We start from the raw sequence: 21747 nt of genomic DNA, 5'->3' as shown, positions 1-21747 counted from the left end.
GATGGTCGCCTCGGGAATTGGTAATCGAATGGTCATATTCGGGGCGGGACTACTTTCGTTTCTGGCCGCGAACCCTTCTGAACTTCATGCGCAGGACGCGAATGCTTCCCCCGCTGTTAAACAAGACGGGCCGATCAATTCTGGCGTTAGTTCAGATCCTGATTCAGACCTCAATTCCGGGGTGGCGGTGCCACTCAGTTTCGATGCGGCGCGGCGGCGGCTGGACAAGGTTTCGTCCGCCCTCGGCGCCGCGTCGGACGATGTAACCGCGGCGGAGGCGATGGCCCATTCGCTGAAGGCGTTGAACCGGCCGCTGGTCTCCACCTCCGTCTCGGTCATCACCTATCAGAAGACGCTTTCGGTGGACCTGACCGGGCAGAAGGACAGCTTCAGCAATTCGGCGAACGAATTCCTCAGCGGCTTGCCGGGCCAGTTTCCGGCCGAATTCTCCTCCATCGTCGAACAGGTGACCGGCCGGGTGAGCCAGGCACTGCCCGGCCTGCTTTCCGTCATCCCGGACGAGCTGGATTATACCGCGCGGCAGACGGTGATCCGGCCCAACGTCACCGCCGTGATGCCGCTCTATTCGGGCGGCGCGATCCCGGCGATCCAGCACGGGGCGGAAGCCGGGGCCGAACTTGCCCGCGCCAAGCAGGCGGGCGCGCAGGATCTGTCTCAGGTGAAGCTGGTGCAAGCCTATTTCGGCCAGCAACTGGCCGCCGCGCTGCTGACTTCCGCCACACAGACGCGCGATGCGTTCGATAAGCACTTGGCCAATGCGCAGGCCCTGTTCCGCGAAGGAGTGATCCCGCGCTCCCGCGTACTGGAAGTGCAGGTGGCGCGCGATGCGGCGCAGCGTTCGGTGGAGCGCGCGACGATGGAGCAGGCCAACGCAGCGGATTCGTTGGCGCGCCTGCTCGATGTGGATGTCAGTGTGGGGGGCGGCGTGCGGCCGACGACGCCGCTGTTCGTCAATTCGGGCGGGCTGGAGCCGCTGGCGGACTTCCTGGCCAGCGCCACCTCCGAAGGCCAGCCGCAGATGCGGGTGGCGGCAGCGGCGGAGCATCTGGCCGATTCCGGCGTGGACCTGGCCAAGTCGCGAATGCGGCCGCAGGCCTATGCTTTCGGTTCCTACAACTTCAACCGCAGCGATGCGATTCCGATCGATCCGGACTGGATCGCGGGCGTGGGCCTGCGCTTCACTCTGCTTTCCAATATCGACCGCAAGGACACGCTGGACGCCGCACGTGCTCGCCAGCGTTCCGCCGCGCAATCGGCGGACGATACCAGGAAGACGATCGAGATCGAGACCAGCCGCGCCTACAACCTGGTCGAGACGGCGCGGCGATCGTTCCTGCTGCTGGACAGCAATATCAAGGCGGCGGAGGAGAACCTGCGCGTCCACGAAGTGGGCTTTCGCGAAGGCGAAGATACCGCCAGCCAGTTGATCGACGCGCGCACTGCGCTATCGGTGGCGCAGACCCAGCGGATCGCGACGGCATATGAATATGTGATCGCGCTCAGTGCCTTGCTGGTCGCCAGCAATCGCGGATCCGACTTTCCCGCCTATGTCCTCCGCCCCGACAGGATAACCGCTCCATGACAGAAGAGACCGGCGCTTCCGTGACCGATGGGCCGGCGCGCGGCTCGCCCGTGAAGTCCCGCCTGCTGGTGGGCGGGCTGGTGCTGGTGGGCGTGCTGTTGGCGATCGGGCTTTGGGTCGCGTCCCGCCCCGGCCCGCAGCAGTTGCAGGGCATGGTCGATGCGGACGAGGTGAACGTCGCCACCAAGGCGCTGGCGCGGGTGGATACGCTGCTGGCGGAAGAAGGCGATCCGATCCGCAAGGGCACGCTGATGGCCACGCTCTCCAGCCCGGAGATCGACGGCGGCAAGCAGCAGGCCGAAGGCGCGCTGAAAGGGGCGGAGGCGATGCGCGATCTGGCCGATGCCGGGGCGCGGCGAGAGGACGTGGAGTCGCTGAAATCGATGTGGAAGGCGGCGCAGGCAGGCGCGGACCTTGCCGCCGTGTCCGCGCGCCGGGCGGACAATCTCTATGCCGAAGGGGTGATCGCGGCACAGCGACGGGACGAGGCGCACGCCGCGCGCGATGCCAGCGCAAAACAGGCGGAAGCGGCGAAGCTGCAATACCTGAAGGCCCAGTCCGGCGCGCGGGTGGAGGAAAAGGCCGCCGCCGCCGCGCAAGTGCAAGTGGCGCAGGGCGGCGTGTCGATCGCCGATGCGCTCGGCAGCGAAAAGCGGCTGGTCGCGCCCATCGATGGCGAAGTGACGCGCAAACTGGCCGAACCGGGCGAGATCGTCGGCCCCGCCGTGCCGGTGTTCCAGATCATCGACCTGGCCCATCCCTGGGTCTCGCTGAACTTGCGGGAGGACCAGTTTCACGGGCTGGCCAAGGGCAAAGTGCTGAACGGCAAGATACCGGCGCTGGGTGGCAAGGTGGCGGTGTTCCGCGTCAGCTACATCAGCCCGCAGGGCGATTTCGCAACGTGGCGGGCGACGCGCCAGTCTTCCGGCTTCGATGTGCGCAGCTTCGAAATTCGCCTGCGCCCGACGGCGCCGGTGCAGGGGCTGCGGCCGGGTATGAGCGTGCTGTTCGACTGGCCCCAATAATGGATTTTGGCGGGCGCTTCATCGGTACCTTGCGGCGCGAACTTGCGCATCTCGGCCGCGACCGCTGGGACCTTGGCATGCTCACGCTGTTCCCGGCCTGCGCGATCACGGTTGTCGCAGCCATGCTGATCGCCGCCGTCCCGCGCGGGTTGCCGGTGGCGGTGCTGGACCAGAGCAACGGCACCGTCAGCCGGGCCATCGTCCGCGCCGTTTCCGCGTCGCCCGCCGTCACCATCGCCGCGCGCCCCACGTCGATGGTGGAGGCCGAACGGCTGGCGCGCGCCGGGCAGGTCTGGGCGATCCTGTCGATCCCCGAGGGCGTCGATAGGGGGCTTACCCGCACGGACACGCCCGCGATCCAGATCTTCTACAATGCCTCGTTCCTCACCATCGGCGGCAGTGCGGAGTCCGCGCTCCAATCGGCGGTGAGCGCGGTTCTGGCTGAAAAGGGGTTGGACGCCTTGCGCGCCCGCGGGCTTCCGGCGGTGCGGATCAGCCCGCCCAAAGTGCAGGCGACGGTGCTGTTCAACCCGCAGACCAGCTTCGAATGGTACTTGCAGGCGCTGATCCAGCCCGCCGTGCTGCACCTGCTGACCGCCTGCGTGGTGGTGATGGCGATGGGGCGGGAGTTGCGCGGCAAGTCGCTCACGGAATGGCAGCGGGAGACGGGGGGCGGGCTGGCCGCACTGTTGGGCAAGCTCACGCCCTATCTCGTGGCGCTGACATGCTGGGGTGCGGTCTGGCTGATCTGGCTCTGCGGCGTGCGGGGCTGGGCGATGAACGGCAGCCTGCCGCTGACCCTGTTCGCGCAAGGCCTGCTGTTCGCGGGCACGGCGGCGATCTCGCTGCTGCTGGTGATCGGCGTGCGCAAGGCCAGCTTCGCATTCTCCGCCAGCGCGCTCTATGCCGGATCGGCGCTCGCCTATTCGGGCGGCACGCTGCCGCTGGACGGCGGCTCCGGCTTTGCCCGCAACTGGAGCGCGGCGCTGCCCTTCACGCATTATCTGCGGTTGCAGATGGACCAGTTCCTGGGCGCGCCGGTTGCGGTGGCGTTGCCGCAGATCGGCGTGCTTTCGCTCTATGTCGTGGTGCCGATGGCGCTCGTCATGCTGCTGCTCCGGCGGCCGGAGGCATGACCTTCTCGCGCGCCTACCTCGGCGTTTTCCGCGAAGTGCTTTCCACCTTTGCGCTCGCCTCGATCATCCTGCTCGCGGTGGTGCTATACGGGTTCTACTACCCCGCGCCCTATGCCCACCAGACCGCCACGCAATTGCCGGTGGTGCTGGTGGACGAGGAGAACTCCACGCTCACGCGCGCACTGGCCCGCAAACTCTCCGACACGCGCGAAGCCCGCATCGTCGCGCAGGCGCAGTCCACCGACGAGGCCGAGCGGATGGTGCGCCACCGGCAGGCGGACGGCATCCTGCTTATCTCGCACGGGTTCAGTCGCAGCCTGCTGACCGGCGCGGCGGCCGGCGGCATCGGCATCTTCGTCAACGGCACCTACCTGATCCGCGCGCGCGACATCGGCGGCGCGGTGCAGGCGGCGGTCATGGCGGTGGCGCTGGAGCGGCTGGGCCCGGTGGCGCAAGGGCTGCATCTGCGCGCGCCGGTGGAGATCGTCGAACGCCCGCTGTTCAACACGCGGGAGGGCTATGCCGATTACGTGTTCCCGGCCGTGGCCGCGATCATCCTGCAGCAGACGCTGCTGTTCGGCACCGCCATGCTCGCCGCCGATCGGCGCAAGCGGGGGGAAGGGGCGTGGTCGCTGCCTGGCTTCCTCGGCACCTGGACCGCGCTGGCGACCATCGGCTGCTTTGGCGCGGCGTTCTATTTCGGCTGGGTTTTCTGGTTTCAGGACGTGCCGAGGGCGGGCAACCTTGCCGGGCTTGTGCTGGCCGTGCCGCTGTTCGCCTTCGCGGTGACCGGACTGGGGCTGATGCTCGGCAGCATGTTCGACAGCGCGGAGCGGGCGCTTCAGGTGCTGATCCCCACGTCGATCGTGCTGTTCTTTCTGGCGGGGGCGGCGTGGCCGCTATCGTCGATGCCGGGCTGGGTCTCGGCCTTGGCGCACCTGTCGCCGGCGACATGCGGGGCGCAGACCTTCGTGCGGCTCAACGAGATGGGCGCGCCCTTGCGCGATGTCGCTGGGTATCTCGCCGGATTGGCAGTGCTTGCTGCGATCTACGGCGCGATCGCCGCGCGGCGCCTGTGTAGCGCGCCGCGCGGCGGATCAATTCAGAGTTCTTCCGGCCAGTAAAGCCGCATCGGGTTGGTCACGAGCAGCTTCTGCTGAAGCTCCGCCGTGGGTGCGATGCGGGGGATCATGTCGACCAGATGGCCGTCGTCGGGGATGTTGTCCTGCATGTTCGGGTGCGGCCAGTCGGTGCCCCAGATCACGCGGTCCGGATAGTCCGCCACCAGCGGGGCCACCGCTTCGGCGAACTTGTCCCACGGGTCATTCGTGGGGTCGAGGCGGTCCGGGCACGTGGCCTTGAACCAGATGTCGTCCCGGCTGTCGAGCAGCGCGCGGAACGCCTTCATGTCCACGCCGTCCGGGCCCTGTGTCACGTCCGGGCGGCCCATGTGGTCGATGACGACCGGCACGGGGATCGCGGCGATGAAGGGGCGCATTTCCTCAAGGATGTCGGCCTCGAAATAGATCACCACGTGCCAGCCTTCGGGCAGGCGGCTGGCGACTTCCAGGAACTTGTCCTTCGGCGCATCGTCCACAAGGCGCTTCAGGAAGTTGAAGCGGATGCCGCGAATGCCGCCCTGATGCAGCGCTGCCAGATCGACCTCGCTGATCGCCGGATCGACCACGGCCACGCCGCGTGCCTTGCCGTTCGACTTGGCAATGGCGTCCAGAGTCGCGGCATTGTCGGTGCCGTGGCAGCTGGCCTGCACGATCACATTGCGGGCAAAGCCCAGGTGATCGCGTAAGGCGAAGAGCTTGTCCGGGCCGGCGTCTTCCGGAAGGTACTTGGCCTTGGCGCTGAAGGGGAACTGCGCCATCGGGCCGAACACGTGGCAATGCGCGTCCACCGCGCCGGCGGGGGGCGTGTAGAGCGGCTTGCTAGGCGCCGCGTGCCAGGAGGTGATCCGGTCAGACATACTTCAGACCTTCCTTCTCCAGACGCTCGCGCATCTTGTACATGTCGAGCCCCAGCACGCCGGCGGCCAGCTTTTCGCGCTTTTCGCCTTCGTTGGCTTCGCGGGCCTGGGCTGCGGCGAGCACTTCGGCGGCCTTTTCGCGCGGCACCACCACCACGCCGTCATCGTCGGCCACGATCACGTCGCCCGGGCGCACGGCGGCATTGGCGCAGACAACCGGCACGTTGACGGAACCGAGCGTGTTCTTGACGGTACCTTGCGCGAAGACCGCCTTGGACCACACGGGGAACTGCATTTCCGTCAGGTCGCGCACATCGCGCACGCCGGCATCGATGATCAGGCCGCGGCAACCACGGGCGATCGCGCTGGTGGCCAGCAGGTCACCGAAGTAGCCATCCTCGCACGGGCTGGTGGGGGCGAGCAGCAGCACGTCGCCTTCCTTCAACTGTTCAATGGCGACGTGGACCATCCAGTTGTCACCCGGAGGGGCACTGATCGTCACTGCCGAACCGGCGATGCGGGCGCCGGCGTAGATCGGGCGCATGTAGCTGGCCAGCAGGCCGGTGCGGCCCTGTGCTTCGTGGACGGTGGCGACGCCGCACTTGGCGAGGCCGTCGATCACTGCGGGATCGGCGCGTTCGATGTTCTGGACGACGATGCCACTCATGATCTGCTCTCCTTCGATCTTTGGGTTCCGGCGCGCGGGGATCGTCTGGGCCGGATGGGGCGAGGTTCTCTTGGGCCTGTGCCGGTTCAAGGGGAAAGAGAAACTTTGGACACGTGATAGGATTTGGCTAATAACGATGCCATGGATATCTGGAGTCTCAACCTTCGGCACTTGCGGGCTGTCGCAAAAATCGCGGAATTGGGCACGGTCAACGCCGCTGCCTTGGCGGTGAACCTCAGCCAGCCGGCCATAACACAGGCGTTGGCCCGACTCGAGTCGCAGATCGGCCTGCCGCTGTTCGAACGCCGTCATGACGGCATGGTGCCGACGCGCGCGGGAGAGATCCTGGCCCCCCGCATCGACGCCGCGCTGGGGCATGTGAACAGCCCCCACGTCACCATGTCGCGCCTGCGCGCGCTGCTGGCGCTGGTGGAGACGGGCAGCTACGCCGGGGCCGGGCAGGAGACCGGGCTGTCGCTCCCCTCGATCCACCGCGCGGTCAACGACTTGTCCTTGGCGCTTCGCCGCCCGCTGGTGGTGCGCCGGGGCAAGTTCGTCATCACGACCGAGGCGGGAACCCAGCTCGCCCGCGAGTTCCGCCTTGCCAAAGTGGAGCTGGAGGCGGGCCTATCCGAAGTCGCCGCGCTGCGCGGCGTGGAAACGCGGCGCATCGGCGTCGGCGCCATGCCGCTCTCCCGCGCGCGCATCCTGCCGGCCGCCGTGGCGCGCTTCCTCGCCCGCCGTCCGCATGTGAAGCTGACCATCGTGGAGGGCTCCCGCGCCGAACTGGTCGATCCCCTACGCGGCGGCGTGCTGGACCTGATGGTGGGCGCCCTGCGCGATCCGCTGGTGGAGCCCGACCTCGTCCAGCGCCCGCTGTTCGAGGATCGCCCCGCCGTCTACGGCCGCAAGGGTCACCCGCTGGAAGGCACGAACCCGACGCCGGCGGACCTTGCCCGCTATCCCTTCACGCTGCCGCCGCTGGGCACGCCCCTGCGCGATTCCTTCGAGCGCTATTTCGAGGCGCACGGCCTGCCGCACCCCAAGGTGCCGGTGGAGTCCGGTTCGGTGATGATGATCCGGCAAGTGATGATGGGCGGCGATTTCCTCACCGTCCTGTCGCCCGACCAGGTGACGGTGGAGGTGGAGGCCGGCTGGCTCTGCGAACTGGCGCGCCTGCCGGAAAACTTCACTCGACTGATCGGCATGACCACCCGTTCGTCGCTCCGCCCGACCGAAGTGCAGGCGGAGTTTATCGCGGACCTTGAATGGGCGGCGAAGCGAGTGGGGGATTAGGCACCTTCGTCATCCCAGCGAAAGCTGGGATTGCCGTCGGCAAAACGCGACGGTCGAAGAATTAAACGAGATGCTTGAAGAGATCGTCCCACAAGGGATTCTGCTTTTCGATCAGTTCGATCTTCCAGTCGCGCTTCCAGGCCTTCAGCGCCTTTTCGCGTGAGATGGCTGCGGTGATCTCGCCGTGTTCCTCAATCAGGACCACCCTTGTCAGGCCGTATTGCCGACAGAACGCCGATCCGGTTCCGGCGCGATGTTGCATCATCCGGGCGGCAATGTTGCTCGTCACACCCACATAGAGAACGCCGCGAGGCTTGTTTGTCATGATGTAGGTCCAGCCGCCCATGCCGAGACGGTACATGATGCGGATGGCGATCCCAGCTTTCGCTGGGATGACGACAGGATTTTAATGACGGTGGTCGGGCGTTTGCGTGTTGCTGCAAAGGCTTCACAGTCGCCTTGTGATCATTTGCAAACTGGATTGCCCGAATGCGGCGTAATCTGTCTGCTGACCGAACATCGCTCCATCAGAAAAATTACGCCGACCTTATAGCTGAAAGCCGCTTCCGATTGGCGAAATCCGTGCCGCGCGCGCAGGGTAGTGGCATGTACAGATCCATCGCCCTTATCGGGTTCGGAGAAGCCGGATCGACGTTTGCGGGAGCAGGAGACTGGGCTGGTCAGGCTCGGGCCTTCGATGTGCTTCCCGCATGTCGCGCCGCCATGGCCGACCTTGGCGTCACCGCCTGCGACAGCGTCGCCGAAGCGCTTGAGGGTGCTTCGCTGGTGCTTTCGCTCGTCACCGCAGATGCCGCGCCGCACGTGGCGGAGGCCGTCGCGTCCTTGCTGGGCGAGGGGGCGCTGTTCTGCGACATGAACTCGGTCGCGCCGGGCACCAAGCGGGCCGCCGCCAAGGCTATTGCGACCGGCAAGGGTCGCTATGTCGACGTGGCGGTGCTCGCGCCGGTGAACCCTGCGCGGATGAAGGTGCCGCTATTGGTTTCCGGCCCCGATGCCGCCGAGGCGCAGGCCGCTCTGGAAGCGGTGGGCTTCACCAATGTCCGCACCGTGGGCGCCGATGTCGGCCGCGCTTCGGCGATCAAGCTGGTGCGCTCCGTCATGGTCAAGGGGCTTGAGGCGCTGACCGCCGAGATGATGATGGCCGCCCATGCAGAGGGCGTGGCGGACGAAGTGCTTGCCTCGCTCGACGCCAGCGAGAAGGCCATTTCCTGGACCGAACGGGCGGACTACAATCTCGATCGTATGCTGGTCCATGGCCGCCGCCGCGCCGCCGAGATGGACGAGGCCGCGGAAATGCTGCGTTCGCTGGGCATTCCGCCGCTGATGACCGAAAATACCGTCGCCTGGCAGCAGGCGCTGGGCGCGTTGGGCCTGGTGCCGCCGCCCGAAGGATTCGAAGCCAAGCTTGCGGCAGCTGTCGCGGCGGGCGTACTCAAGGGAGAGAATTGAGCATGTCGCTCATCATCGACTGTCACGGACACTATACCGTCCTGCCCAAGGCGCACGACGCCTGGCGCGAGGCGCAGATCGCCGCTTTCAAGGCCGGTGAACCTGCGCCGCCGTACCCGGAAATCTCGGATGCCGAGATCCGCCAGACCATTGAGGACAACCAGCTTCGCCTCATCAAGGAGCGTGGCGCCGATCTTACCGTATTCAGCCCGCGCGCCAGCGCGATGGCGCACCATGTCGGCGATCAGGCGGTTTCCGAGGCCTGGGCGGTCCACTGCAACAATCTTATCGCCCGCGTGGTGAACATGTTCCCCGAGACCTTCGTGGGCGTGTGCATGCTGCCGCAGAGCCCCAAGGCGGACCTTTCCGCCTCGGTGAAGGAACTGCGCCGCTGCGTTGAGGAACTGGGCTTCATCGGCTGCAACCTCAACCCCGATCCGGGCGGCGGCCACTTCGAGCATCCGCCGCTGACCGACGAATACTGGTTCCCGATCTACGAGGCGATGTGCGAGCTGGACGTTCCGGCGATGATCCACGTCTCGGGTTCGTGCAACCCGGCGATGCACGCCACCGGCGGCTTCTACATCGCGGCCGATACCGTGGCCTTCATGCAGTTGATGCAGGGTGACCTCTTCGCGAAGTTCCCCAAGCTGCGCTTCATCATCCCGCACGGCGGCGGCGCGGTGCCGTACCACTGGGGCCGCTATCGCGGGTTGGCGGACATGCTGAAGAAGCCTTCGCTCGACGAATACATCATGAACAACGTGTTCTTCGATACCTGCGTCTACCACCAGCCGGGCATCAACCTGCTGGCCGACGTGATCGACAACAAGAACATCCTGTTCGGCTCCGAAATGGTCGGCGCGGTGCGCGGGATCGACCCGCAGACCGGCTTCTACTTCGATGACACCAAGCGCTATGTCGACGCGCTCGACATCTCGGATGAGGAGCGCCACGCGATCTTCGAAGGCAATGTGCGCAAGGTCTTCCCGCGCCTTGACGCCAAGCTCAAGGAACGTGGCCTGTGACCGATAAGAACCCTTGCGAGAACGCGGGCGGCCCCATCGACATCCACGCCTATCTCGGTGAGTTCGACGATATTCCGGGCACGCGCGTCTACACGGCGAAGCGCGCGCGGCAGGGCTATCACCTGAACCAGTTCGCGATGAGCCTGATGAAGGCGGAAAACCGTGAGCGCTGGAAGGCGGACGAGCGCGCCTATCTCGACGAATGGCCGATGACCGAGGACCAGAAGCTGGCCGTGCTCGCGCGCGACTACAATCGCCTGTTGGACCTGGGCGGCAACATCTACTTTCTCGCCAAGGTCTTCTCGACCGACGGGCTGAGCTTCCTTCAGGCCGTGTCGACGATGACCGGCATGTCGGTCGAGGATTATCAGGCGATGATGATCGCCGGCGGTCGTTCGCCCGAGGGCGTGCGGTCGATCAAGGAGAAGCGTTGAGATGGCCCGCATTACGCACGGCATCGCCTGTAGCCATATCCCGGCGCTTGGCGTCGCCAGCGACTTCGACAAGTGGGAAGATCCCTACTGGAAGCCGATCCAGGAAGGCTTCGCGCCTACCCAGAAGTGGGAAGCGGAGAACCTGCCGGACGTCGTGATCCTGGTCTACAACGACCACGCTTCGGCCTTCGACATGAAGATCATCCCCACGTTCGCGATCGGCTGCGGCGAAAGCTACAAGCCGGCGGACGAGGGCTGGGGCCCGCGCGAAGTGCCGGTGGTGGAAGGCCATCCGGACCTTGCCTGGCACATCGCGCAGAGCCTGATCCTGGACGAGTTCGACATGACCATCATCAACGAGATGGATGTCGATCACGGCCTTACCGTTCCGCTCTCGATGGTGTTCGGCAAGCCTGCCAAGTGGCCGGTGAAGGTGATCCCGCTGGCGGTCAACGTCGTCACTTATCCGCCGCCGTCGGGCAACCGCTGCTGGGCGCTGGGCGAGGCGATCGCGCGTGCCGTGGAAAGCTTCCCCGAGGACCTGAACGTGCAGGTCTGGGGCACCGGCGGCATGAGCCACCAGCTTCAGGGCCCCCGCGCCGGCCTGATCAATGCCGAGTGGGACCAGATGTTCCTCGACAAGCTGTCGGGCGACACGCAGGAGCTGCGATGCATTCCGCATATCGAATACCTGCGCGAAACCGGCAGCGAGGGCATCGAGATGGTCATGTGGCTGATCATGCGCGGTGCGCTGGGCAAGGAAACGCGCGAATTGCGTCGCTTCTACCACGTGCCCGCCAGCAATACGGCCGTGGGCCACATCGTGCTGGAGCCGGTGAACGGCGAGGTTCCGCCCTCGACCACCGTCGAAGGCGCGGCCTCTCAAGAACTAATCGACTGATCGATTCCGCGTGCCGGTGGTTGACGCCGGCACGCCCTTTGTCTTTGACAGACACCCCAAGGAGATTCCCATGCGTATTGCCCTCGTAGGCGCCGGCGCTTTCGGTGAAAAGCACCTCGACGGCCTGAAGAACATCGATGGCGTAGAGATCGCCTCGGTCATCAGCCGCTCGGCCGAGCAGGCTGCCGAAGTGGCCGCCAAGTACGGCGCGCCGCACTCCGGCACCGATCTGGCCGAAGTGCTGGCCATGCCGGACGTCGATGCCGTGATCCTCTGCACCCCCACGCAGATGCATGCCGAACAGGCGATCGCCTGCATGAACGCCGGCAAGCACGTGCAGGTCGAAATTCCGCTGTCGGACACCTGGGCCGATGCCGAGGCGGTTGTCGCCAAGCAGCAGGAAACCGGGCTGGTCTGCATGGTCGGCCACACCCGCCGCTTCAATCCTTCGCACCAGTACGTGCACAACAAGATCACGGCGGGTGAATTCAACGTCCAGCAGATGGACGTGCAGACCTACTTCTTCCGCCGCAAGAACATGAACGCCAAGGGCCAGCCGCGCTCGTGGACGGATCACCTGCTGTGGCACCATGCCGCACACACGATCGACCTGTTCGCCTATCAGTCGGGCAAGATCGTCGCCGCCAATGTGCTGCAGGGCCCGAAGCATCCCGAACTGGGCATCGCCATGGACATGTCGATCCAGCTGAAGGCAGAGACGGGCGCGATCTGCACGCTTTCGCTCTCGTTCAATAACAACGGCCCGCTTGGCACGTTCTTCCGCTACATCGGCGACAGCGAAACCTACATCGCGCGTTACGACGATCTGGTGAACGGCCGTGAAGAGCCGATCGACCTGACCGGCGTCACCGTGTCGAACAACGGCATCGAGCTGCAGGACCGCGAATTCGTGGCCGCCATCCGCGAAGGGCGTGAGCCCAACTCGTCGGTCGGCAAGGTGCTCGATTGCTACCGCGTGATCGGCGAACTGGCCCAGAGCCTCGAAGCACAGGACGGCTGGTCCTAATCATGGAAAAACGCCTCCTCGCGGGCCGTCCGGTCCACTCCGTCGGTCTCGGCTGCATGAATGTGGCCTGGGCCTACGGCAATCCGCCGTCTCGCGAGGAGGCGGTCGCGTTGTTCCGCCATGCCCTGGATGCCGGCTGCGATCACTTCGACACCGCCAACATCTACGGCATGGGGCTGAGCGAAGAGATCCTTCGCGAAGCGATCATGGACCGGCGCGGCGAGTTTCTGCTCGCCTCCAAGACCGGCATCCTAATCGATGGCGCCCGCCGCGGTATCGACTGCGCGCCGGAGAGCATCACCGCCTCGCTCGACGCCAGCCTGAAGCGGCTGGGCACCGATCATATCGACCTGTTCTACATGCACCGCTTCGACCCGAAGGTGCCGATTGCCGACTCGGTGGGCGCCATGGTGCGCGCGATCGAGGCGGGCAAGATCGGCGCCTACGGCGTGTCCGAATGGTCCACCGCGCATATCCGCGAAGCCCATGCCGTGCATCCGGTGGCAGCGGTGCAGACCGAATATTCGCTCTGGACCCGCAACGTCGAACTGGGCGTGCTGGATACCACGCGAGACCTCGGGATCGCGCTCGTCGCCTTCTCGCCGGTCGCGCGCGGGGCGCTGGGTGGTGAGCTGACCGATGTGAACACGCTGACCGAGAAGGACCTGCGCCGCAGTTTCCCGCGCTTCATCGGTGAGAACTGGGCGCACAACCTGGCGCTGATCGAGGAGTTCAACGCGCTGGCCTCGTCCATCCGCGTCACCCCGGCCCAACTGGCGCTGGCCTGGGTCCTGGCGCAGGCCGGGCATGTCCATGCGATCCCGGGCACCCGCTCCATCGCCCATTTCGACGACAATCACGCGGCTGCCGCGCTGGAAATCGACGCGGGCATTCTGGAGAAGGCGGGCGATCTGATGAACCAGCAGACCATCGCCGGCCATCGCTATCCGGACATGATCAAACCCACCATCGATACCGAGGATTACGCCTGACATTCCGTCCGAAAGTCCGTTGAAGGCGGATTTTGGTGACACCGGCCCCACGCCCGTTCCGAACAACGCGAAAGGATCCTGAGGGGGCTTTCGCCAAGCGGGCGACCATTCCCGAGTCCCCCCTGACCCGGGGCCGGGTGGGAAGGGGGCCGGTGCCGCTATCTGGCGGTAAAGTGCGGGCTATTGCGAACCAGTTGCAATCGATGTGCATATCTGGCAGCGCAACCAGATGAGTCTTTATCCGCTTACTCTCGACAAGCTTCCCATCGGCCAGCTCGCCCGCATCGTTGCGGTGGACTGGAGCGTTCTCGTTGAAGAAGAGGCGCGCCGTCTGCGCGCGCTGGGGCTGGAAGAGGGCGCGCGGGTTTCCGTGGCGCATCGCGGCGTTTTCGTGGGCCGCGATCCCATCGCCATTACCATCGGCCGCATGACCGTGGCCGTGCGCCGCGCCCATGCTGCCGCGATGACGGTCGAGGCGATCGCGAATGGTGGCGCGAAGGAAAAATCGGCCGATCGCGGGGCTGAAAAGCCAGCCAATCCGGGGATCGCCGCATGAGCCGCCAGCGCAAGGTCGCCCTCGTCGGCAATCCCAACGCGGGCAAGAGCGCGCTGTTCAACGCGCTGACGGGCGCGCGCCAGAAGATCGCGAATTATCCGGGCGTCACCGTGGAGCGCAAGTCGGGCCGCATGGTGCTGCCGACGGGTGAGCCGGTGGAAATGACCGACCTGCCGGGCGCCTACAGCCTGGACGCCACCAGCCCGGACGAGGAAGTGACCGCCAAGGTCATCGCCGGCCACTTCGCGGGTGAGGCGATGCCCGATGTGCTGGTGGTGGTGCTGGATGCATCCAACCTCGAACAGCACCTGGTCTTCGCGCAGGAAGTGCTGGCGCTGGGCAAGCCCACCGTCGTCGCGCTCAACATGGTGGATCTTGCCGAACGGGACGGGCTGGTGCTCGATCCTGCCGTGCTGGAGGAAGAGCTGGGCGTGCGCGTGGTCTCCACCGTCGCCGTCCGCCGCCGTGGTCTGGTCGAACTGGCAGAGGCGATCGCTTCGGCCGAAACCCGCCATCCGGGGCCGGGCCTTACTGCACTGGGGCCGACCGAGCGCCGCGTGGCCGCCCATGCCATGGCCGATGCGGCAATCCTGTCCGAATCGAAGCGCCATCGCCTGCACGCGCGGCTGGACAAGGTGCTGCTGCACCCCTGGCTGGGCTTCCTGATCATGATGGGCGTGTTCTTCGTGATGTTCCAGGCGGTGTTCGCCTGGGCCACGCCCTTTGCTGATGCGCTGGACGCCAGCGCCGGCTGGGTGCACGATACGGTGAAGGCGGCGATGCCGCCCAGCTTGCTGCGCGGTCTGCTGACGGACGGCGTGATTTCCGGCGTCGGTGCGGTGATCGTGTTCCTGCCGCAGATCGTCATCCTCTTCGCTTTCATCCTGGCGCTGGAAGCCTCGGGCTACATGGCCCGCGCGGCCTTCCTGATGGACCGGTTGATGTCGTTCGTCGGCCTTTCGGGCCGCAGCTTCATCCCGCTGCTCTCCAGCTTCGCCTGCGCCATTCCGGGCATCATGGCCACGCGATCGATCACCGATCCCAAGGACCGGCTGACCACGATCCTGATCGCGCCGATGATGACCTGCTCGGCCCGCCTGCCGGTCTATGCGGTGATCATCGGGGCCTTCATTCCGAACAACGACATCGGCTGGGGCGTGCATCTGCAGGGCCTCGTGCTGTTCGCGCTCTATGTCGCGGGCATCGTCGGCGCCATGATCGTGGCGCTGGTGCTGCGCCATTCGGTGACCAAGGGCGCGGCCTCCGGCTTCATCATGGAGCTGCCGAAGTACCAGATGCCCCGCCTGAAGGACATGGCGATCGGCCTGTGGCAGCGCGCCTGGATCTTCCTGCGCCGCGCCGGCACGATCATCTTCACGGTGACGGTGGTGCTCTGGGTATTGCTCAATTTCCCGCAGGCCAAACCGGGCGAGAGCCAGGTCGATGCCTCGATCGCCGGCAAGATCGCCAATGGCCTGGCCGTGGTGGTGGAGCCGATCGGCTTCAACCGCGACATGGCGCTGGCGCTGATCCCGGCGATGGCCGCGCGCGAAGTGGCCGTCTCCTCGCTGGCGACGACTTATGCGGTGGACGCGGGCGATAACGAGGATCAGCAGGCCGTCGAACTGGGGGACCGGCTGAAGGGCCGCTGGACCCTGCCGATGGCGCTAGCATTCCTGGCATGGTTCGTCTTCGCGCCGCAGTGCATGTCCACCATCGCGGTGACCCGGCGTGAGACCAATGGCTGGAAATGGCCGGCCTTCATGCTCGCCTACCTGTTCGGCCTTGCCTACATCGCGGCCGGTGCGACCTATTGGATCGCGGTGAGCGCGGGGCTGTAGCTCCTTTGGATTCACGCAGAGACGCGGAGACGCAAAGAGTTTTGGGTTTGCGGTACAGCCGTTTTTCTGCGGAAGCCTTCCCATCGCTCTTGGCAGGTATGGCGCGCGGTTGTGCTGAAGGCGCGCCCTCTCTGCGGCTCCGCGTCTCTGCGTGCCAATCTCTTGGCTAATCCCACTGTGAAAAACGGGTGTCAGCGGACTCGCATCGCAGACCCCCTTTCGCTACCCCAAGCGCCAAGATTCAGAAGAAAGCGATTCCATCATGGCAGGCAGTGTCAACAAGGTCATTCTGATCGGCAACCTCGGAGCCGATCCCGAAGTGAAGTCGTTCCAGAACGGCGGGCGCATTGCCAATCTGCGCATCGCCACCTCGGAATCGTGGAAGGACCGCGCCACGGGCGAGCGCAAGGAACGTACCGAGTGGCACTCGGTCGTGATCCAGAGCGAAGGTCTGGTCGGCGTGGTCGAGCGGTTCCTGCGCAAGGGTTCGAAGATCTACATCGAAGGCCAGCTGCGCACGCGCAAGTGGCAGGACCAGAACGGTAACGACCGCTACACCACCGAAGTCTCGGTGGGCGGCGTCGGCGGCGTGCTGACCATGCTCGACGGTGCGCAGGGCGGTGCCGGTGGCGGCGGTGCCCGTGGCGGCTCCGGCGGCGGCTGGAACGAGGGTGGTTCCTCGGGCGGCGGCTTCAGCGGCGGTGGTCGTTCGGGCGGCGCTTCCTCGGGCGGCGGCGGCGGTGACTGGGGCCGTTCGGGCGGTTCTTCCTCGGGCGGTTCGTCTTCGGGTGGCGACGATTGGGGCCGCACGCCCTCGTCCTCCGGCGGCGGCTTCGGCGACGATCTGGACGACGATATCCCGTTCTGATCGGTCGCTCCGGCACCGTACAGAAGGCATGGAGGCAGCGGAAACGCTGCCTTTTTGCTGTCCGGCGTTCAGGCCAGAGGTCGGGCCAGAGGTAGGGCCGATGTTCGGCTGGATCGCAGGCCCGCCAGCAGGCGGTCGGTCTCATCCAGGCTGGCGTGGATTTCGGCGATGTCGCGCCCGATCAGCGCGCGGCGCTGGCCGCTGACGAAGCTGGAATAGATCGCCATGTCCAGCGGCGAGACCGGCGCATTGTCCCCCAGCAGCGCGGCAAGCTGCAGGCCGCTGGTGCGTCCGCGCAGATAGCGCAGCTGCGGGCCGAACTCGGCCAGCGCGGGATCGCGGGCGACGGCCAGCATCAGTTCCTCGATGGCGACCAGCGTGCTGGGTTGGGAGGGGAAGTCTTTCCAGGCGAGGATCGACTCCTCTCGATCCAGCGTGGGCTTCACCGTATCGCGGACGTGATCGGTGATGTTGCGGTAGATCGTCTCGAACGCCACTGCCGCCAGATCGGCGCTGGTGCGGAAGTTGTAGGAAACGACGCCCAGCGTCACTTCGGCGCGCGTGGCGACGGCGCGGTGGGTGAGGGCGGCGACGCCACCTTCCTCCACCACGCTGGCGGAGGCCTGGGCGATCGCATCCGCCACGTTGTTGCGGCTCTGGCGCGGCGGTTCGGCCTCCTGCGCGGCCTGGCGGGCAAGCCCGCGCCAGGCGCCTTCGCCCGACAGGGCGCCATCCAGCCAGCGGCCCCAGCCACGGCAGAGTTCTTCCAGCGCGGCGCGGTCCACCGTGCGATGCCAGCGGATCAGGTGCAGATGCGCGGCGCCTTCGAAGAAATGCCCGGTCGATCGTGCGAAGCCGCCAAGGCCGGCGCCCGTGCAGACGTCCCGCCAGAACCCGGCCCAAAGGTCGCGCCACGCATCCAGCGCCGGAACGTAGGTGGGATCGCGCAGGGCCAGCAGGTGGCACTGCGCCCACGCGAAAGCCAGCGTGCGTGCGTCGGTCGCCCAGTCGTCGATCAGCACGGACAGCACGGTGCCCAGCGATTCGGCGCCGCCGCCGTCCGGCCAGCGCGCCAGATCGTCCAGCCGATCGGCGCACCATGCCTGGGCGGCTTCGTGCGCATGGCCCTGTGCGGAGTGGAACAAGTGTTCCATCGATCCGAAGTGATGATAGATGCTCGATGTCGGCAGGCCGGTCATCCGGCTTAGCAGGCGGGCGGAAATCGCCGCATGGCCCTCTGTCGCCCACAGCTCAAGTACGGTTGCTATCAAGCGTTTTTGAGTAGGAAATTCCTGAAAATCTGCATCCATCACGCGAAACGACCCGTTACTGCATCCCCGCCATGCCGCCATCGGCATACTGCGCAATATCATGCCATGTGCGACGAAGTTATGACAATCATGGCTTTGCAACTGTCTCTGAACTTCCATACAAACGTAACAAGCTTGCCATACAAGCGTTCTAGTCGGCGCCCCGAAGACATCACAGGGGTTGCCCATGTTCGTTCGTATCGCCGATTCCATTCGTACCGCCGCGCTTGCCGGCACCGCGCTTGTGGCGCTGACCGTTGCCGGCGTCGCCCATGCGGCCGAGCCCGCCGCTCCTGAACCCGCCGCCGCCGAACCCGCCGCCGATCCGGCTGCCGATGGCGGCTCGGGGCTGACCGACATCGTCGTGACCGCGCAGAAGCGTGAGACCAACCTTCAGAGCACGCCGATCTCGATCTCGGTCGTCGGTGCCGAAGACCTGGCCAATCGCCACGTCGTCAGCCTGGAATCGCTGGGCGATGGATCGATCCCCTCGCTGCGGATCGCGCCGATGTTCTCGCGCAGTTCGGCGCTGACCGTGGGCATGCGCGGCATCGGCACCTTGGGCGATGCCAACCAGCCCGCCCGCGACCAGGGCGTGGGCGTCTATATCGACGGCGTGTTCATGGGCCGCGCGCAGGGCCTTGGCTCGGCGCTTTATGACGTGGAGCGCATCGAAGTGCTGAAGGGCCCGCAGGGCACGCTGTTCGGCCGCAACACCGAAGGCGGCGCGATCAGCATCGTCACCAAGAAGCCCAGCGGCGAATTCGACGGCCGCGCCAGCGTGGGTCTGGGCAACTACGGGTCGCGCGAAGCCAGCCTCCACCTCGACCTGCCCAGCTTCGCCAACATCTCGATCAAGCTGGACGGGTTGATCACCACGCGCGACGGCACCGTGGACAACCCGCTGGCGGGTGAGCACGATTTCAACGCCTACAACAAGAAGGGCTTCCACGCCGGCGTGCTGTGGCAGCCGAGCAGCAACTTCAACGCGCTCTATTCGTTCGACATTTCGCGTGACGAGAGCACGCCTTACTACCTCCAGCTGCTGACCAAGACCACCGGGCCGCTGCTGCAGATGCAGCCGGATCGCGCCAAGACCGCGAACATCGGCGTGCCGCAGCCCTGGGCCGTGGGCAAGACGCACGGCCACCTGCTGACGCTGGACTGGACCGTCTCTCCCGAACTCGAACTAAAGTCGATCACCTCGTACCGCGAACTGAGCCAGACGCAGAACGACAACGGCTCCAGCAATCTGGGCGTGTTCATTCCGGGCTACAGCAACAACACCAATTTCAGCCGCTTCAGCCTGGCCGACGTGTGGCAGAAGCAGTACAGCCAGGAAGTCCAGCTGATCGGCACGATGAAGCAGCTGACCTTCGTGGCCGGTGGCTTCTATTACCACGAGAAGGTGAACGACAACGCCTGGACGCCCTACACCAACAAGTGGAACGCGGACGGCACCAGCTACACCATCCTTGCTACGCCCACGTCGTCGATCCCGTTCCCGGATCGCGCCAGCCACGCCAAGACGGAAAGCATCGGCGTGTTCGGCCAGGCGACCTTCACGCCGGAAATGTTGAACGAGATCGTCCACCTCACCGCCGGCGGCCGCTACACGCATGACGTGAAGACCGGCGCGCTGGACGAAGTGAACGGTGCTGCCACGCCGTACACGCTGGACGCATCGTGGAACCGCTTCGATCCGATGGTGAACCTTGCCGTCGATGCGACGCAGGACATCCACCTCTACGGCAAGTGGAGCACCGGCTATAAGGCCGGCGGTGCCAACAGCCGCTCGCTCACCTATCGCAAGTTCGATCCGGAATCGGTCTCGACCTTCGAAATCGGCGCCAAGACCGAATTCTTCGATCGTCATGCCCGCTTCAACCTGGCGGCCTATACCGCCGCGTACAAGGACATGCAGGTCGACTTCATCGCCCCGGTCCTGAACACCACGCGTACCACGCTGGAAACCACCAATGCCCAAGGCAACGGCCGCATCAAGGGTATCGAAGCCGATCTGACCGTCACCCCGGTACAGGGCCTGACGCTGACCGGATCCTACGCCTATACCCACACCAGCCTGCCGCCTGCGGAAAACCCGTTCCAGAACAATGCGCTGACCGCGGTCTACGTCGTCTACACGCCGACCCATGCCGCCAGCGGCGCGATCGATTACGAACTGCCGGTGGCGGACGCCACGCTGCGCTTCCACCTCGACGGCAACTATTCCTCGGGCCAGTACTCGATGGCGAGCGACCCGACGAAGACCGACTCCTCGTTCGTGGTCAACGGCCGCGTCGCGCTGGGCGGTATCGAGATGCCGGGCACCGGCGCCAAGCTGGAACTCTCCGTCTGGGCGCGCAACCTGTTCAACGAAAGCTATGCCTTCGTGAAGGCCAACGGCGGTTCCTCGCTGGGGTACTACGGCATCTTCAATGATCCGCGCACCTTCGGGATCACCGGCACCGTGCAGTTCTGATCGATAAAGAAAACAAGGAAGAACAACGATGAAGATCCGTCAGATCGCCATCCTCGGCGCCGCCGTGGTCGCACTCTCCACCCCGGCCTTCTTCGCGGCGCAAGCCGCGAACGAGGCGCCCGCCGCCGTTGCCGCGCCGGCTCATGCTTCTGCGCATCAGCGCCTGCTGCCGCTGGAAGGCGGCCGCAACTTCCGTGACCTGGGCGGCTATCGCACCGCCGATGGCCACACCGTGAAGTGGGGCCTGCTGTTCCGTTCCGGCTCGATGGTGGACCTGACCACGGGTGACCTTGCCTATCTGAACAAGCTGGGCCTGAAGACCGTCTGCGACTATCGCGACAAGAACGAGCGCAAGGCGGAGCCGATGCCTTGGGCGGCCGGCACCGGCCCGACCGTGTTCGCCGACGATTACGACGGCATGGCGATCGGCCTGATGCCGAAGGACCTGAGCAAGATCACGCCCGAGGGCGCGACGACGATGATGGCCAGCAGCTATCCGATGATGCTCAAGACGTTTGCGCCGCAGTTCAAGCGCATGTTCGCACAGCTGCTGGCCGGCAATGCGCCGCTGGCCTTCAACTGCTCTGCCGGCAAGGACCGCACCGGCGTTTCCTCTGCCCTGCTGCTCACTGCGCTGGGCGTGCCGCGCGACACGGTGATCCAGGACTACCTGCTGACCAACACCTACCTGCCTGAGGCGATGAAGAAGGCGAAGACCAGCCCGAACGCCGCCACCGGCCAGGCCTTCCTGTCGCTGCCGCCGGCGGTGCAGAGTGCCTTCATGCGTGCCGACCGCAGCTACATCGAAGCCGCGCTGAACAAGCTGGACGCCTATCCGGGCGGCGCGATGGGGTACTTCAAGACCGAGATGGGCATGGACAAGGCGCAGATCGAAAAGCTGCGCGCGATGTACCTCGACTGAGGCTCGCATCCGGGCGGGGCTACGGGGGCGGGGACGCATAGACGCCGCGGCAAGCCGTCCGAACAATCGAAAGGGAGCACGCCAACCCTGGAACCGGCCCCTGGAACCGGCGCGCTCCCTTTCGATCCGAACATGCCGAACGGGGCAACCGAACGCCTTGCGCGGCGGGCTCCCTGTCCGAAGCGGGGGCAGAGGACAGTTGGCGATGGGG

20 protein-coding genes are annotated in these 21747 nt (G+C 65.7%); 16 read left to right on the top strand and 4 right to left on the bottom strand.

Annotated features, from left to right (window positions below):
- Positions 1-187: 187 nt before the first annotated feature.
- From WBP06_RS11695 to WBP06_RS11680, 4 genes are read left to right on the top strand one after another with little or no spacing between them, the layout of a single operon-like run.
- A complete protein-coding gene (locus WBP06_RS11695; RefSeq protein WP_395327714.1) occupies positions 188-1603 on the top strand; it encodes a TolC family protein in 1416 nt (471 codons plus the stop codon).
- Positions 1600-2628: an HlyD family secretion protein gene (locus WBP06_RS11690; RefSeq protein ID WP_395327711.1), complete on the top strand. Its 1029-nt coding sequence runs from the start codon at positions 1600-1602 to the stop codon at positions 2626-2628. The genes WBP06_RS11695 and WBP06_RS11690 overlap by 4 nt, the downstream gene beginning before the upstream one ends.
- Positions 2628-3764, top strand: coding sequence for an ABC transporter permease (locus WBP06_RS11685; RefSeq protein ID WP_395327709.1), 1137 nt, complete (start codon positions 2628-2630; stop codon positions 3762-3764). The genes WBP06_RS11690 and WBP06_RS11685 overlap by 1 nt, the downstream gene beginning before the upstream one ends.
- The gene (locus WBP06_RS11680) at positions 3761-4888 is read left to right on the top strand and encodes an ABC transporter permease (RefSeq protein WP_395327706.1); all 1128 of its coding nucleotides are present in this window, start codon (positions 3761-3763) and stop codon (positions 4886-4888) included. Before WBP06_RS11685 ends, WBP06_RS11680 begins: the two co-directional genes overlap by 4 nt.
- Here the strand turns inward: WBP06_RS11680 and WBP06_RS11675 are convergent.
- Together WBP06_RS11675 and ligK are read right to left on the bottom strand one after the other, a co-directional pair.
- On the bottom strand, positions 4867-5742 hold the full coding sequence (locus tag WBP06_RS11675; protein ID WP_395327704.1) for an amidohydrolase family protein: 876 nt from the start codon (positions 5740-5742) through the stop codon (positions 4867-4869). The genes WBP06_RS11680 and WBP06_RS11675 overlap by 22 nt on opposite strands.
- Positions 5735-6409, bottom strand: a complete 675-nt coding sequence (ligK, locus tag WBP06_RS11670; protein ID WP_395327702.1) for a 4-carboxy-4-hydroxy-2-oxoadipate aldolase/oxaloacetate decarboxylase — start codon at positions 6407-6409, stop codon at positions 5735-5737. Before ligK ends, WBP06_RS11675 begins: the two co-directional genes overlap by 8 nt.
- 141 nt (positions 6410-6550) lie before the next feature.
- Between ligK and WBP06_RS11665 the strand changes: the two genes are divergently transcribed.
- Positions 6551-7705 (top strand): LysR substrate-binding domain-containing protein, encoded by a 1155-nt coding sequence (locus tag WBP06_RS11665; protein WP_395327701.1) that lies wholly within the window; start codon positions 6551-6553, stop codon positions 7703-7705.
- A 61-nt stretch (positions 7706-7766) separates the two neighbouring features.
- On the opposite strand, the gene WBP06_RS11660 is transcribed toward WBP06_RS11665, so the two are convergent.
- On the bottom strand, positions 7767-8066 hold the full coding sequence (locus WBP06_RS11660; protein WP_395327699.1) for a GIY-YIG nuclease family protein: 300 nt from the start codon (positions 8064-8066) through the stop codon (positions 7767-7769).
- A gap of 245 nt (positions 8067-8311) precedes the next feature.
- Between WBP06_RS11660 and WBP06_RS11655 the strand changes: the two genes are divergently transcribed.
- From WBP06_RS11655 to ssb, 9 genes are all read left to right on the top strand, one after another.
- Positions 8312-9175 carry a DUF1932 domain-containing protein gene (locus WBP06_RS11655; protein ID WP_395327697.1) on the top strand — a complete coding sequence of 288 codons (864 nt, stop codon included), beginning with the start codon at positions 8312-8314 and terminating at the stop codon, positions 9173-9175.
- A 2-nt stretch (positions 9176-9177) separates the two neighbouring features.
- A complete protein-coding gene (locus tag WBP06_RS11650; protein ID WP_395327695.1) occupies positions 9178-10203 on the top strand; it encodes an amidohydrolase family protein in 1026 nt (341 codons plus the stop codon).
- The gene (gene ligA / locus WBP06_RS11645) at positions 10200-10637 is read left to right on the top strand and encodes a protocatechuate 4,5-dioxygenase subunit alpha (protein ID WP_395327693.1); all 438 of its coding nucleotides are present in this window, start codon (positions 10200-10202) and stop codon (positions 10635-10637) included. The genes WBP06_RS11650 and ligA overlap by 4 nt, the downstream gene beginning before the upstream one ends.
- Position 10638: 1 nt before the next feature.
- On the top strand, positions 10639-11538 hold the full coding sequence (locus WBP06_RS11640) for a class III extradiol dioxygenase subunit beta (RefSeq protein WP_395327691.1): 900 nt from the start codon (positions 10639-10641) through the stop codon (positions 11536-11538).
- Positions 11539-11608: 70 nt separating this feature from the next.
- Positions 11609-12565 carry a Gfo/Idh/MocA family oxidoreductase gene (locus WBP06_RS11635; protein ID WP_395327689.1) on the top strand — a complete coding sequence of 319 codons (957 nt, stop codon included), beginning with the start codon at positions 11609-11611 and terminating at the stop codon, positions 12563-12565.
- A gap of 2 nt (positions 12566-12567) precedes the next feature.
- Entirely contained in the window at positions 12568-13557 is a 990-nt protein-coding gene (locus tag WBP06_RS11630) for an aldo/keto reductase (protein WP_395327687.1), read from the top strand.
- Positions 13558-13786: 229 nt separating this feature from the next.
- The gene (locus WBP06_RS11625; RefSeq protein ID WP_395327685.1) at positions 13787-14113 is read left to right on the top strand and encodes a ferrous iron transport protein A; all 327 of its coding nucleotides are present in this window, start codon (positions 13787-13789) and stop codon (positions 14111-14113) included.
- Complete coding sequence (locus WBP06_RS11620; RefSeq protein WP_395327683.1) at positions 14110-15954, top strand: ferrous iron transporter B; 1845 nt, start codon at positions 14110-14112, stop codon at positions 15952-15954. The genes WBP06_RS11625 and WBP06_RS11620 overlap by 4 nt, the downstream gene beginning before the upstream one ends.
- Positions 15955-16216: 262 nt before the next feature.
- On the top strand, positions 16217-16822 hold the full coding sequence (gene ssb, locus WBP06_RS11615; RefSeq protein WP_395327681.1) for a single-stranded DNA-binding protein: 606 nt from the start codon (positions 16217-16219) through the stop codon (positions 16820-16822).
- 68 nt (positions 16823-16890) lie between these two features.
- Here ssb and WBP06_RS11610 read toward each other — a convergent pair whose 3' ends face one another.
- Entirely contained in the window at positions 16891-18093 is a 1203-nt protein-coding gene (locus WBP06_RS11610; RefSeq protein WP_395327678.1) for a TetR family transcriptional regulator, read from the bottom strand.
- A gap of 226 nt (positions 18094-18319) precedes the next feature.
- Here WBP06_RS11610 and WBP06_RS11605 point away from each other — a divergent pair, with 226 nt between their 5' ends.
- Positions 18320-20614 (top strand): TonB-dependent receptor, encoded by a 2295-nt coding sequence (locus WBP06_RS11605; protein WP_395327676.1) that lies wholly within the window; start codon positions 18320-18322, stop codon positions 20612-20614.
- A gap of 28 nt (positions 20615-20642) precedes the next feature.
- Positions 20643-21536, top strand: a complete 894-nt coding sequence (locus WBP06_RS11600; protein WP_395327673.1) for a tyrosine-protein phosphatase — start codon at positions 20643-20645, stop codon at positions 21534-21536.
- Positions 21537-21747: the final 211 nt, after the last annotated feature.

Source organism: Novosphingobium mississippiense (assembly GCF_044029535.1).
Lineage (GTDB): Bacteria > Pseudomonadota > Alphaproteobacteria > Sphingomonadales > Sphingomonadaceae > Novosphingobium.
This window is presented reverse-complemented; position numbering and strand designations above follow the sequence as displayed.